Origin of the sequence: Hahella sp. CR1, from assembly GCF_029813005.1 — a bacterium.
Lineage (GTDB): Bacteria > Pseudomonadota > Gammaproteobacteria > Pseudomonadales > Oleiphilaceae > Hahella.
Map to the genome: position 1 here is coordinate 222197 of NZ_JAPELK010000010.1, position 13296 is coordinate 235492.

At 51.2% G+C, this 13296-nt stretch carries 20 protein-coding genes; 15 read left to right on the forward strand and 5 right to left on the reverse strand.

Features of this window, described 5'->3' with window-relative positions; all coding sequences use genetic code 11:
• Positions 1–24 precede the first annotated feature (24 nt).
• The 14 genes from ONV78_RS22885 to ONV78_RS22950 all read left to right on the forward strand — a co-directional run bounded on the left by ONV78_RS22885 (position 25) and on the right by ONV78_RS22950 (position 7998).
• On the forward strand, positions 25–777 hold the full coding sequence (locus ONV78_RS22885) for a hypothetical protein (protein WP_279506679.1): 753 nt from the start codon (positions 25–27) through the stop codon (positions 775–777).
• A 90-nt stretch (positions 778–867) separates the two neighbouring features.
• Positions 868–1326: an ATPase gene (locus ONV78_RS22890; protein WP_279506681.1), complete on the forward strand. Its 459-nt coding sequence runs from the start codon at positions 868–870 to the stop codon at positions 1324–1326.
• A gap of 315 nt (positions 1327–1641) precedes the next feature.
• Positions 1642–1986: a hypothetical protein gene (locus tag ONV78_RS22895; protein WP_216736312.1), complete on the forward strand. Its 345-nt coding sequence runs from the start codon at positions 1642–1644 to the stop codon at positions 1984–1986.
• A complete protein-coding gene (locus ONV78_RS22900; RefSeq protein ID WP_279506683.1) occupies positions 1983–2300 on the forward strand; it encodes a hypothetical protein in 318 nt (105 codons plus the stop codon). Before ONV78_RS22895 ends, ONV78_RS22900 begins: the two co-directional genes overlap by 4 nt.
• Positions 2301–2346: 46 nt before the next feature.
• The gene (locus tag ONV78_RS22905) at positions 2347–2907 is read left to right on the forward strand and encodes a hypothetical protein (protein WP_279506684.1); all 561 of its coding nucleotides are present in this window, start codon (positions 2347–2349) and stop codon (positions 2905–2907) included.
• Between the two features lie 72 nt (positions 2908–2979).
• The gene (locus ONV78_RS22910) at positions 2980–3324 is read left to right on the forward strand and encodes a hypothetical protein (protein WP_216736315.1); all 345 of its coding nucleotides are present in this window, start codon (positions 2980–2982) and stop codon (positions 3322–3324) included.
• A 300-nt stretch (positions 3325–3624) separates the two neighbouring features.
• The gene (locus ONV78_RS22915) at positions 3625–4107 is read left to right on the forward strand and encodes a hypothetical protein (RefSeq protein WP_127970415.1); all 483 of its coding nucleotides are present in this window, start codon (positions 3625–3627) and stop codon (positions 4105–4107) included.
• Positions 4108–4343: 236 nt separating this feature from the next.
• Positions 4344–5045: a hypothetical protein gene (locus ONV78_RS22920; protein ID WP_279506687.1), complete on the forward strand. Its 702-nt coding sequence runs from the start codon at positions 4344–4346 to the stop codon at positions 5043–5045.
• A gap of 3 nt (positions 5046–5048) precedes the next feature.
• Complete coding sequence (locus ONV78_RS22925) at positions 5049–5528, forward strand: SMI1/KNR4 family protein (RefSeq protein ID WP_279506688.1); 480 nt, start codon at positions 5049–5051, stop codon at positions 5526–5528.
• A gap of 52 nt (positions 5529–5580) precedes the next feature.
• A complete protein-coding gene (locus ONV78_RS22930; protein ID WP_216736317.1) occupies positions 5581–5952 on the forward strand; it encodes a hypothetical protein in 372 nt (123 codons plus the stop codon).
• Between the two features lie 26 nt (positions 5953–5978).
• Entirely contained in the window at positions 5979–6245 is a 267-nt protein-coding gene (locus tag ONV78_RS22935; protein ID WP_216736318.1) for a hypothetical protein, read from the forward strand.
• 1 nt (position 6246) lies between these two features.
• Positions 6247–6642: a hypothetical protein gene (locus tag ONV78_RS22940; RefSeq protein WP_279506689.1), complete on the forward strand. Its 396-nt coding sequence runs from the start codon at positions 6247–6249 to the stop codon at positions 6640–6642.
• 157 nt (positions 6643–6799) lie between these two features.
• Positions 6800–7312 carry a hypothetical protein gene (locus tag ONV78_RS22945; protein WP_279506691.1) on the forward strand — a complete coding sequence of 171 codons (513 nt, stop codon included), beginning with the start codon at positions 6800–6802 and terminating at the stop codon, positions 7310–7312.
• 203 nt (positions 7313–7515) lie between these two features.
• Positions 7516–7998 carry a GNAT family N-acetyltransferase gene (locus tag ONV78_RS22950; protein ID WP_279506693.1) on the forward strand — a complete coding sequence of 161 codons (483 nt, stop codon included), beginning with the start codon at positions 7516–7518 and terminating at the stop codon, positions 7996–7998.
• A gap of 134 nt (positions 7999–8132) precedes the next feature.
• On the opposite strand, the gene ONV78_RS22955 is transcribed toward ONV78_RS22950, so the two are convergent.
• Entirely contained in the window at positions 8133–8681 is a 549-nt protein-coding gene (locus tag ONV78_RS22955; RefSeq protein WP_216736323.1) for a hypothetical protein, read from the reverse strand.
• A 241-nt stretch (positions 8682–8922) separates the two neighbouring features.
• On the opposite strand from ONV78_RS22955, the gene ONV78_RS22960 reads away from it, so the two are divergent.
• Positions 8923–9675 (forward strand): sialate O-acetylesterase, encoded by a 753-nt coding sequence (locus ONV78_RS22960; RefSeq protein WP_279506695.1) that lies wholly within the window; start codon positions 8923–8925, stop codon positions 9673–9675.
• A 34-nt stretch (positions 9676–9709) separates the two neighbouring features.
• Here the strand turns inward: ONV78_RS22960 and gntR are convergent, their stop codons facing one another.
• From gntR to ONV78_RS22980, 4 genes are read right to left on the reverse strand one after another with little or no spacing between them, the layout of a single operon-like run.
• Positions 9710–10705 (reverse strand): gluconate operon transcriptional repressor GntR, encoded by a 996-nt coding sequence (gene gntR, locus ONV78_RS22965; protein WP_279506697.1) that lies wholly within the window; start codon positions 10703–10705, stop codon positions 9710–9712.
• Between the two features lie 11 nt (positions 10706–10716).
• Positions 10717–11328 (reverse strand): gluconokinase, GntK/IdnK-type, encoded by a 612-nt coding sequence (locus ONV78_RS22970; protein WP_279506698.1) that lies wholly within the window; start codon positions 11326–11328, stop codon positions 10717–10719.
• Entirely contained in the window at positions 11328–12662 is a 1335-nt protein-coding gene (locus ONV78_RS22975) for a TRAP transporter large permease subunit (protein ID WP_279506700.1), read from the reverse strand. The genes ONV78_RS22970 and ONV78_RS22975 overlap by 1 nt, the downstream gene beginning before the upstream one ends.
• A complete protein-coding gene (locus ONV78_RS22980; RefSeq protein ID WP_279506701.1) occupies positions 12655–13239 on the reverse strand; it encodes a TRAP transporter small permease subunit in 585 nt (194 codons plus the stop codon). The genes ONV78_RS22975 and ONV78_RS22980 overlap by 8 nt, the downstream gene beginning before the upstream one ends.
• Positions 13240–13296: the final 57 nt, after the last annotated feature.

Here is a 13296-nt window from a genome sequence, read left to right on the forward strand (position 1 = left end):
CCATAAACTCAATGGACGCAATCTATGAAGTACCTTTCGTTCATGCGAGGCGCCGGCAGCGGCAGCGGCGCTTTCCTGCTCTGCGTTATCGGAAGCGCCCAGGGCGCGGTCCCCGCCAACGCTCATCCTCTGCCTTATGGCGACAACTGGGAATGCGATCGTGGTTATCATCAACATGAGAAATCCTGCCTCGCTGTTGTCGTTCCTGAACATGCTTTTCTGAGCGCCTACGGCCGCTCCTGGGAATGTGAGAGAGGGTTTCTCAAGGAGAACGAAAACTGTGTGGCGATCAACGTTCCGGCGAACGGCTATCTGGACAAAGGCGCGTTTCAGGGGTGGAGTTGCGAGGTTGGTTTTCGCAAACAGGATGATCAATGCGCGGCCGTATTAGTGCCGACGAACGCTTACCCAACCTACGAAACTCACGGCAAAGGCTGGAAGTGCGAACGCGGCTTCAGGGAGAAAGGTGACGCCTGCCTGGAGGTGAAAGTTCCCGCCAATGCCTACCCCGTTTATGAGCTGTATGGAAACGGCTGGTCCTGTTTGCGCGGATTTAAGCAGGATGACGATCAATGTGTGGCGGTCAACACGCCGGCGCACGCCTTCCTGACGGAGGAGGGCGACGGCTGGGAATGCGCTCGTGGATACCGTGCGGACAGAGATGTCTGCGCGCCCCTTAAACTGCCGCCGCATGCGCATATCGACAATTCCGGCAATGGCTGGGAATGCGATAACGGCTACAGTCAAAAGGGCGATCGCTGTAATCAGAATTGGTAATTAATGCATTTTTATGACCGGAGACATTGAGATTTCTCTATTGGGTATTAGATTAATAATCTAAGAGGAATAGTCTGATAGGAGCTCTGAATGCATGCCGAGACATTAAGAAACGTTCTGCACTGGACCAAGGAATTTCATCAACAGCTTTCAAAATCGCTTTCGCAGTCCGCAGGGCTCCATGAGAATGAAGGGTCCCGTTTGCTGCTGGATTATCTGGCTCGGCACGAAACGCTGCTCTCCAACGTCATCGACGGCTTTGAACATACCGGCGAGTTAAAGGCGCTCAATACCTGGTGCTACGAATACCTGGAGATGCATCCCACGCACCCGCTGGCGGACGGAGAGATTCATTATGAGTCGCTGAACTCCCAGCAGATTATTGAAACCGTCATGGAGAAACATCAGCACATTATCGAGCTGTATCGCTATCTGCACGCCAAAGCGGCGACGCCTTCCACCCAGGAGCTTCTGGAGAACTTGATGAAGCTGGAAGAGCACGAGGCGATGTTGATGTCGCAAAACGGTAATCGCCTGGACGAAATGTGATAAGCGTAATGAATGTGATGTAAACAAAGAGCGGCGCATTTTGGCGCTAGCGCAAGCCGCGCCGCTCTCCCTCCGACTTTTCTCCTTCCACTGAAGACTCCCTTCACCTGAAGACTTCTGAGACACCATTTCTAGGTGTGCGACAGTACGCTAAAAGAGCGGCCTAAGCGTTAGTTTAGCCCTAATGTCCCCGGTGACAGGTCTGGCGTCGACGCCGTAGACTGAACAAAAAGAAGTCAATGATAAAGGCTGTACATCGATTTCCTTGAGCTTTCGCCGCTTGCCTCAAAACATCGGACAAGGAGTGAAGGAATTATGCGATATACAGGCTTGGTACTGGCGCTGATGGTCTCTACCGTCGCATGGTCGACGGAACCTTCCAAAGTGGAAGCCAACCGCGCTTATTCATTGTCCGCGCCCGCCAATCTACGTGATTCACCGCCCAGCACTTTTCTCTACATCCTCGGGGACAAAAAAGGCTCCGTAGCGAAAGACGACAGCGTCGTCGTAAAAGAAGTCAAAAAGATCAACACCCTGACGGGAACTCAGTATTGGATCAACGTTGAGCAGGCCCAGCCCGGAACTGCCAGCGACAGGAGCGGCTGGGTTTATATCGGCAAGGATGGCGGCGAATCCATTTTGATGGAGGAACGGCAATGAACGAACTTACCCCTTTTATCACCCAGATCTTCTTTCTGGGCGTCATTCCTTTCGCCGCCTACTTTCTCGGCGTGTATATCCGCAAAACCGTTTTTCCATCCCCGCAAAGCCCCGTTATGAAACACCAGTTTCTAGTGGCGATTCCTTTGAGCGTCATGGTGATCGCCCCGCTGATTGCGACCTTGGGGCAGGCCATCAGCGACGCGGAAAGTATGTCCGCTTACCTGATCACCATCGGCGTGATCATCGAGCACGGCCTGTTCATGAACGAAGCCGTCTGTGAACGCTTCAAGGCCAAACTGCAACCTGCATAAGACGGCGCGCAAAACCTGCAAAAAGATCCGAAAAAAGGAGACAACAATGAATAAGGCATTGGCGACCTTCGTTTTGGCGCTGTTTTTAAGCGCTTGCTCAGGAGTCACCCTGGTCAGTGATTATGACGAGGTTATCGATAAGGGCAGTATGGAGTTTTCCGAGCAATTAAATACCCACGTGAAGAACATGGCGGACCTGGCGGGCACGCCGGAAGGAACCTATGAGAAGAACAGACCCGCCTATAACGCGCTGGAATCCAAGCTGGATGCAATGATCGCCCGCGCCTCCGCCGCCTCGGAAGGCAAAGCCTGCAAGCTGGAGAAAAAGCTCTACAAACGGGTGACCACGATGATGAACGAGAAGATTCCCACAGAGATCGCCCAGAGCGGCATGGAAGCAGACGGCAATGCGGACGGCTGTAATGAAAAGCTGTTGTCGTTGGTGAAAGACCAACTGCTGTTCATTGAAGAAATTCATCGCGAAAGCGATAAGTGCGGCCCTCAAAAGCTTTCCTGCCTGAGACCCGCCACCTCCAAATCAGCGATGGCTATCGCCAATCAGTCGATTAACGCCGTATCCGTCGTCGAAAACGCGAAGAAGAACTAGCACTTTAAATAACCAGAACTTTGAAGAACCAAGCCTTGGAAGAGCTAACTCTTGATAGAAAAGGAGACTGCTATGGAGATCAATGCGAACGATATCTACGAAAAAATCATCCAGGCAGCGGAAGCCTCATTCAAAGAAGGCTGGCTGGCCGTAAAGTCATACGCCCCCGCTGAGTTCAAGAAAATGTCCGTACAACTGGCGGACGTGGCGCAGAACGTGGCGTTGTATCAGATCGACAAAAACCAGGGCTACTCGCCGAAAACCGGCAAGATACTGGTCAGGATGCAAAAGACCTCCTGCGAATCAGTGCTGGTCGCCATTACCCAACTCACCCTGATCACAGTGCAAAAAGCGCTGAACGCTATCCTGAAAGTGCTGAAGGAAGCTTTTGGCGGCGTGTTGGCGGCGGTGGTGTAACCTGGCTGTTTTATAATTCACTCTTTTTGCGCGTCAATACAGTGGTTCCATGACGCGCAGCGCTTTCCTCCAAAAAACAGATAAAAAGTCACAAAATCGCCGCCCAGTATTTAACTGCCCGCCAAACCGCCCATCCGTACACTCGTAATACATCCTGAATGAGATCACCGCCGCAGGTTGGGATTTGCGTTAGCAGGCGCGGCGTCGGCTCTGTGAGATGGAACTCGGCGGGACGGCATGACGACATTTTTCTGCGCGCTCGCCGAATAATATCGACCTCCATGGATATAGGGGTTCTTTATGAAAACAACACTCATTTCTCTCGCCATGGGCGCGGCGATCACCGTTGCTTCGTCCGCCAGTTATGCAGACGTGGAAGGCTCCACCTCCTATCTGAATCATGTGATCACCGCCAACGGGGCGGCGCATTATTTGCCGATAAACCTGTCGTTTTATGCGAGCACAACCGGCACAAGAGCGATTTTCTTCAATGGCGAATGCGCGGTGCAGTCCAACGACAACTTCACCTGGTATGACGTCAATATCGAAGTCACCAGCCCCAGTGGCGTAGTGACCATTATTGCGCCCTCCAACAGCGACAACGCCTTCTGCACCGGCAAAGGCAATGGCGTACTTGGCAACTGGTCCAGCAACGAAACCCACGGAACCTACTACGCCTCCGCAGTAGGCTGGTACCGCGTGCGCGTGCAGGGACAACTGATTGGGTACGGCGCAGGAGAGAGCGTCGATATGGACGACATGTCTTTGATCGTGATGGATTGATCAGGGCGGTTGTACAGAAGCGCTGAGCAACGCCGACCTGCCTAAATAAGTTCGCCGCCCACGCTGGTTGTAGTGCGTGGGCGGTTTCTTGTTTATGAGCCGAAATAGTTTTACCGCCAGTTACCTGCAAGCAATCACCTTCCAAAGACTCCAAATAACTTGTGCTGACATTCAACGCCGTCGACAGTAGGCTGTTGCCGAGGATCTTATGCCGCAGAAGGGGAAATTAAGACGTTATGAACGTTAATAATATGTTGGGCAACTTGGATGACTATTCTGGCCGAGCATTAACGGTATCCGGCGTTTTCTTCGCGAACAAAACGTTAATGTTGCTGTGTGGTGCGGAGGAGAGTGCGGTAGATGACTGCATTACATTGGAGTCAGCTAAGGTATATGACGTTCTGTCTGAATACATTGAGCCCAGAACTGGCGGCGAATGGGAGTATGTCGATCATTGTGAAGTCAGCGGAACCCTTCTGATATGTGATGGGAAAGCGACGTTATCTGAGATAAGACACATGACGCTGAAAACAAAGTGGATTAGCTATGATCTCTACTTTGATGATCGCGAGAGAGATCTGAAAGCTGATGTGTCAGAGGCGATGCGGCGATTAGTGGTTGAAAAAGAAGGAAAAACATGGATAAGCGGCTATCTTATTGACGTAAAGGAGGGTGTTTATCTGTCAGATAGTATCGACGCCAATATTAGTGATGCTGACGTTATTAAAATCGTTCAACCTGATATTCGCGAGGTGGTTGAGAATAACTTTAACCCGACGGTTGACTGGCCCGAAATTCGTGAGAAGGTGATGGTTCTGGCGGAGCTTGCTGAAAAAGATGGATCTGTTGAAGTGACTAATATTGAACGCTTTAAGGTTGATTACGGGGCGTTGGTCATATCCTTTGACGGGAAGGGCGAGTACACGTGGGGGGAGTAATTGTTGTCATCTTTTGAAGACGCATACCAGGAAATGCTCACTGAAGGCATTATCTCTGGGGCGAACATTGGTTGCTCAAGCTCTGAAATCGCTGCAATTGAACACAAGTACGGCATAACCTTGCCTCAGTCCTATAAAGAATTTCTGAGACGGTGTGGACGCTCCTGTGAAGCGCTTGACGATAATGAGTTCAATTATCAGTACGAGCATGTTAAAGACATGACGGAACTCCTGATAAAAGGTCGCCAGAGATTACTTGTTGAAGAAGATGAACTGACTGATCCTTTTCCTGACAGCATCTTTTTCATAATGGAACGCTATGGGGATGAGTTTAATTACATTATCGCCAATAGCGAGGCTGACTCTCCTGTGTACTATTACAATTACCCATTGGATACTGTCAAAAAAGTCTTTGACTCCGTAGGCGACTGGTTTAAGGCCCACGCAGCAGATATGAATAGCTTTAAAGAGCAAGGTTTGTAGCCTCTGCGTTGATGGCTGGCCGAATGCTGTGGTGAATAAGGGGGAGACGTGAATGAGTGTTCAGACGAAAGATAAGACGAGGATTCAGGGCGTTTTGGCGGTTCTGGGAGCCAGGACTCTTCGGCCCTTTTTGATTGAGGGCGGCGATGATGTGATTGAGTATCTGGGGTCTACAATCGATGCGGAATTTGAAAAGCATATCTCAGCAGTCAAACAAAATTTTATTAGAATTGCCGACGATAAATTCATCCAGAAACTCGGAGATACAGTTTTTCCTCTCTGTGGGAACTGCTATTCATATATAAATAAAGCCGTCCTGGAAGGAAGTTATAGTTATGAAGAGGACGGAGAAAGAGTCTTTGGTAATATAGTTTATGCCCAAATCTTTAATGACCAAGGTGAAAACGTGGAGTTTCAGCCATAGGCTTTTAGTTGGCGGGAGTGGTTGATATGGCACTATCATTTTCTCATGATATTGACTTATACAATCAAGGAATATTGACTATTCATATACTGAAAACCTATGTCATCAGGCGGCTGGCGCTTGAAGGGAGCCAAGAAGACTATGATCGTGTTCCCTCTTGGTTAAGGGATGAAATAAATAGAGATATAAAGAAATTTCACGAGACTGGAGTGTGGATGATCGTCTCAAATGAGGGCGTTGAAAATTTTGAAGTGATTGCGAAGAGATTTTCGACTAAATTCGGGGATTGTTAGCATGGCTAACATTGATGAAGTTATAATCAAACTGAAGGAAAAAGAAAAATTCTGCGTCGAGTATTATCAGCCAGAATGGATGTTGGCTGATGCGGTAGTCGTTGAATTGAGTCAGTTTGATGTCTCGGAATACAATATTTTTGATATTTTCTCCAGAGACGTGATTGAGTATTACATCCTTGCCCCAGCTGAACCATTTATGAGTGTTAAAGAGGGTAGTGTTAAAGTTGAGAGCTTTATTAAAGCCAGTGGGGCGGAGCTTAAAAAAGTCGATCATTCAAGCTTGGCTCCTTTGTATCAAAAACTGATTCACGAGTGGGAGAAAGCTGGTTGGATAACGATCATTAAAGATGCGGATAGCAATAATTCTCTAACCATATGCATTAATGAAAAATAAGACGAATATACCTTTTATTTGAACTCTATGAACTGGTCAATCCAAAAATGGACAGATGGAAGTGGGTGAAGAGTTTGAAGTCGAGCCATACGAGGGATTTATGTTTTTTTTAGGAGGTGATGAGCATGGTCATGACGATATAATCGGATAAAGCAGATTGTCAGTCTTAGCCTCAGAAATTAAAATTAATAAACTCCGTTACATTGACACGTTTCAAACCGTCAAAGGGTGTTTTTCAGGGCCGCCATTTAGTCTGGATAACACTGTAAAACTTAATGTCGAGAGCTTTGAAGACTCTTTTTTCGAGTTCTTGTCTGTTACAGTCGGTGGAGGATCTCTCCTTCACTATGATGTTAAATTGCACGGTAAGATCGCAGAGGACAGGAGCGATTTATACATAGACGAAGTTGGCTATATTAAATTTTATGTGGGAACGGGGGCCTCTGTATTTATATGTCCGCCTGATAATTCTCACTCGCTTGAATCAGTTTTGAGTAACTTTGAATGCGATAAATTGATTTGCGGTGATATAAGCCTTGATGGGATAGTCCTGAGCTTTCGCACAGTAGATAGAAGCAAAGTAAGTTTTGATGAGAAACCTTATGGCTTTTTGGTTGACTTCCTTGAGTGTCACGACTTTTTTGACAAGACAGTGACACATCATTGCTGATGTAGAGTCAGAAGAACATGATGGCGTGCGCCACATCACGGATATTCATAAAGCCAAAGCTGTTGTAGGAAATGCAGTGTTTGAATGGAGCGAAGAAGCTATTCATGCCTGATTCAGGGCAGGCAGGCTCCTCAGTCTATTTCTATAAGTAGCATGTTTTATTAGAATTCTTTGGTTGAGCCTCAGATTATAAAGGACTATCAATGATAGATATTCGACTCGCTTCAATGGATGATTTCGACGCTATGTGGAATATCTTCCAGTCAGTCATCGAAACCGGTGATACGCTTCCATTTGGCGAAAGCTTTGATCGGGAAGCATTTCATCAGAACTGGTTTGCTTCAAAACCGGCATATGTCGCAACAAATGAGTCAGGCGTTATCGGTATGTATAGTATGGGAGCGAATTACCCTGACCTGGGAGCTCATATTTCAAGCGCGACATATCTGGTGCGCCCAGATGCTCAAGGAAAGGGTGTGGGGCGTGCATTAGTTCGCCATAGCCTTGAAAGAGCGCGTTCAGAAGGCTTTTCCGCCATGCAGTTTAACTATGTGGTCAGCACCAATGTCGCCGCGGTTGAGCTATATAAGTCGTTAGGTTTTTTCATTGCAGGCACTTTGCCAAAAGCGTTCAAGCACAAGCGACTTGGGCTTGTCGATGCTTATGTCATGTATTGCTTTCTGTAAGCCGAGTGGAATGGACAAGCCCGTATCCTGTCTGGGGTTGTGACGCTCAGTTTAGTGAGGGGCTTTCTTCTGATGAGTGAAACAGTTTGGCAGAGGGGAGCGAACTCCCCTCGGAATTACAATTAGAACTCAACTCAAAATGACGCTGCGTCGTTCACTTGTATTTCCACTGACGCCAATACGTCGCGGAAGTGTTTGCAGCGTTCAAGTCGAAGGTTGTACACCACGCCTTCATCTGGGTAGTAGACTTTCCATTCGCCTTTTTCGATGGGAGTGAATGACACTTTGCTTCCTGATCTTCCCATGCTGACCGAGGTAGTAGACGCCAGCACCGGCAGGCCGATGGCGTTGCCGACGTCGATGTAAAGTCCTTCGCGATTGGTATGCGCGCCGCGACATCCGGCCAGGAAGACAAATCCGAATTTTGAAGGGGCTAACTTGCGCGTGGCCACCAGGTGATTAACGACTTCGGACCCGGTTTTGCGTTCGTTTGAGGTGGCTTTGAATCTGAGTTCATTGGCGTGGCCGAGTAGCACCAGAGGGAGCTTTCCGTCGCCGTTGCGTTCATTCAGGAGGGAGGAGCTTCGCCATGTCGTGCGATCCAGAGCGCCTTCAAGCGCTGAGAAGATATCGCCGATTTGACTGTCTCCGCTTGTTACCAAAACACCTAATCCGCTCGCCATCTTTCTTCTCCTTTTGACAGATGCATAGAGGGCTCGCTCTCTTAGCCAGAGCGCTGCGGGAGCGAGGCTGTGTAAGCAGAATATAAGGCGCTTTTGGAGGGGTAATGCCTTCATGCTGCGAGCTATATTTTTATCGCCCACCCGACAGGGATAGACGTTCCGTCAGGTACTTTAGGGAAGCCTGCTTGATATGAACAAAGCAGCATAAAAAGCTAATCAGTGATCAGGAGCGCCATAGAACATGAAACGTCTAAGTAGAACCATTGTTTCCATCATCCTTGTCCTTGCTTCAATACAAAGCGCGTTTGCGGCTGAGGCCATTGTGATCGTCGCATCAGGTCAATCCAACGTATTAGGGCGAATCAGCGAGGGGCCCTTTGTCCATAACGAAAATCTGTACGTTTATAACAACGACTGGAATCAGTTCGAAGTCGCAGACCTTCAACACAAAAGTTATCGGACCGTGCTGGGCGATAGCTTTGGCGGCGGCAAGGCCAACGCTGCGATCGCTTTCGCTAATCGGATACAGCATGAAAAGCGCGTTCTGGTTTACGTCGTTATTGAAGGAAAAGGCGGCGCGAGTATCGAAAATTGGGTGACTGGCGACTATACGGCAAAAGTGAACAAAGTCGTTGATCAGGCGATTGCATCGGAGCCTGGGCTGAGTCGGGATAATGTCCAATACTTTGTGTGGTTGCAGGGCGAGGTGGATTTGCGCACTGGCATGGATGAAACCGAATACGCACAGGCGTTTTATCAAGTGGCGAACCAGATCGGCGCGCCCATGACCGTTACGGCGCCGATTTCACAAGGTTATATTGATAATAATGTGGGCCACGACAACCTGGGCGTACAGGATTTTTTCCACTCGCTCGGCAGACCTTATCGCGTCGCCAATGTTGATGGTTTAACGCTTGGCGATACTGCGCACTACGACGGTCGTTCCGTCTGGGAATTGGGTTATTTCCGGCTGTATGAAGCCTTGCCGCACTAAGCTTAGTTGGCGTTGAAGGGGCAATTAACGCCCCTTAAATCGTCCCCCCGGGAGAAATCACGTAGCCCAAATCCAGTACTGGTTCGAAGTCGGTTTGCCCTTCCAGACGGGCGAGGAGGGCTTCGGCGGCGAGGGCGCCCATTTCGTGACGAGGGGTGAGCACGCTGGCCAGTTGTGGAGTCATCACTTGACCGACGTCGTGGCCATGGAAGCCGGCGATGGCCATTTCCTGGGGGACTTTGATGCCGCGCCGCAAGCATTCGAAGTACGCGCCGATGGCCACGTCGTCATTGGTGCAGAAGATGGCGTCGGTTTCCGGCATTTCGTCCAGAATGCGGGTCATCAAATGCGCCCCCACGCTGAAAGACGAACGCGCCGCATATTGCATGGTGCGCGGCTCCAGCCCCGCGTCGCGCATGGCCTGCTGATAGCCTTCCTGACGCTGAAGCGTTCGCGTGTCCAGTCGCACGGAGAGATACGCAGTGCGGCGATATCCCCGTTGAATCAACGTGCGGGTCATGTCGTGGGCGGCCTGCACGTTGTCAAAGCCAATGGCCTGATCCAGCGCGGGACTGCGGGTGTCCATAATCTCCACTGTTGGCGTCCCGGCGGTTCTGATCATTTGCAGGGCGCGCTCAGTATGGCGGCTCTCTGACATGATCAATCCATCCACGTTATAGGCGAGCAAATTGGCGAGGTTCTGCTCCTCCAGTTCCGGGCTATAGCCGTAATGAGTGAACATCAAGTGATAACCGCGGCTTTCCGTGACCTGTTCAATTCCCCGGATTACATCGGAAAACACCTGATTGGTCAGGGACGGAATCAATACGCCAATGGCGTGACTGCGTGATTTGGACAATATGTCCGGCGCCCGGTTGGGGATATAGCCCAGTTCCCGCACCGCCGTCTGGATTTTGTGTCGCAAAGGCTCGGAAACCAGCTCTGGCTGTCGCAGGCAACGACTTACCGTCATTTTGGTGGCGCCGACCTGGTCGGCGATGTCCTGTAGCGTCGGTCTTCTTTTTTTCACTGGGTTCCCTTTCACTCTGATGCGGGGCGACTGCGCGATGCGTCACAATAATCCAGCGCCTGTAAACACGCCGTTAAAACCTCTTCCGCTGACTGACGAATATCAATAACGATGGCTTCGTTCTCATGAGGTTCCTCCAGTGCGGCGAACTGGCTCAGCAGCATTTCCGGTCCCTTGAAATAATGGCCGCGACGCTGGGTCAGGCGCTGCAGGATCGTATCAAAATCCCCCTGTAAATAAACATACTGCAAACCGGGCGCGCCTGCGCGAAGAAGAGTGCGATACTCCGACTTCAAGGCGGAACAGGCTAACACCAGACTGGGTTCATGCCGGATCAGGGCGGACAGGTCCGCCAGCCATTGTGCGCGGTCAGCGTCAGTGAGAGGCTCGCCGCGGGACATTTTCTCCACATTGGCGGCGCAGTGAAAATCGTCTGCGTCGAAGAACGGCAGCGCCAAGCGGTGCGCCAGGGCGGCCCCGATGCGACTTTTGCCGCAACCGGAGACGCCCATCACGATAATTTTCAAACCGTTTTTTCTCTCTACTGAACAGGTTTCACAGGTTTTTGAGCTGGATTCATGAGCCTCTAAGTTGGCTTCCATCGAGTTGGGTTTCCTATCCATCAGGCCCACCATAACGCCAGTTGCGGGAAGGCGATGAGCAGCGCCAGGGCGATCAACTGCAATCCGATAAACGGCAGCAGGGAGATAAATATTTCGCCAAGAGAAATGTCCTTCGGCGCTACGGATTTGAGATAAAACGCGGCGGGTCCAAAGGGCGGCGACAGAAACGACACCTGCATATTCATGCAGAACACCACGCCGAACCAGATAGGGTTGTAGCCAAGCTCCACCACGATGGGCACGAAGATCGGCATGGTCAGCAACGCCACGCCCACCCAGTCGAGAAACATGCCCAGCACCAGGAGGATGGCCATCATCAGCAGAATCGTGGTGAGACCATCGCTGCCGCTGAAAGACAGAATGGTCTCGCGCACAAAATCGATGCCCCCCATCAGGTTATAGACTCCCACCAGGGCGGTGGCGCCAATGCCGATCCAGATGATCATGCCGCAACTACGCAAGGTGGTGACGCAGCTTTGCTTCAGCATGGTTCTGTTCAGTTCGCCGCGAATCAACGCGCTGATGGCGATGCCGACCACGCCCAACGCGGACGCCTCAGTAATCGACGCAACGCCGGTGTAAATACTGCCCAGCACCACGGCGACGGTGAGAATCGGAAATACCAGCGCTTTGGCCAGATTAGGCGTGGCAGCTTGCGGCTCAAGATCCGGCGCGTTATCGGCATTATCTGAAGGCAATGGCGCCCAATGAGGACGCATCCTGGCGGCGATGAGCACATAAGCGATATACAGCGCCGCCAGGATCAACGCCGGCGCAAAGGCGCCTTTGAACAGGTCGCCGATGGACACATTCGCGGTCAAACCATAAATGATCAGGACGATACTGGGCGGCAGCATGGTGCCCAGCGCGCCGCCAGCGCAGGTGACGCCGATGGCCAGGCGACGGTGATAGCGCAGACGCAACATCTGCGGCAGCGCCAGCAAGCCCAGCAGGACGGTTTCACCGCCGATGACGCCGGACATGGAAGCAAGGATGACCGCCACTAACAACGTCTGCACCGCCACGCCCCCGCGCACCTTGCGGCCCAATCGATTCATGGCGTCGAACAGGTCCCGGGCGATGCCGGAGTGGTCGAGCAGGGCGGCCATTAACACGAACATGGGCACCGCCAGAAAAACGTAACTGCCGACAAAGCTATACATGCGGCTGCTGACTAGGGGCAGCGCCTGGGGGCCGAACCAGCCCAGAGCGAAGGTCAGCGCCACCAGCCCGGTGGCGAAGGCGAGTTGCATGCCGGTGAGCAGCAGAACGATCAACATAAACAGCATCAACAGACTGCCATAGGCGATGCCGATGGAAGATAAATCAAACATCCTCGGACGACTCCCTGGCGGACGAATTGTGAGTGGCGAACAGCCGTCTGATGTCGCGAATCAGGTGCAGGATCATTTGCACCGCCAGTATGCAGAACGCGACGAATATCAGACCTTTCAGGTAAGCAGGAAAATGCGGATTCCAGGCGGAGCCGGAGGACTCCAGACGCAGGTCGCCCCAGGGCGCGAACCAGGCTTTTTGCGCCATGAACCAGGAGCCGTAAATCATCATGCCGCAGAAACTCAGCCCCAGCAGATGATGCAGCAGTTTTAGCCAGGCGCGAACCTTGGGACCGACGGCGTCATAGAGCACCACCACCCGCACATGCTGGTCATTGGCGAAGGCGTATAGACCGCCGATGACGAACAAGGCGGCGCCGATAAAGGTGGCGGTTTCGTGCACCCAGATAGTGGGAGAATCGAACACATAGCGCATCGCCACTTCGTAAAAAGAAATCGCTACAACCAGAATGAACAGCAAGCTGAGTTGGCGGCCCACCCAGTTGATGCAGCGGTCGAGCAGGTTGGCGGGAGCGGGAGTTTTCGCATCCTCCAGCTCTTGCATCAGATCGGACATGACAGAAGCTCCTGAGTCAGGGCGAAACAATACGGCGTTCGCCCAGGCTTGGTTTAG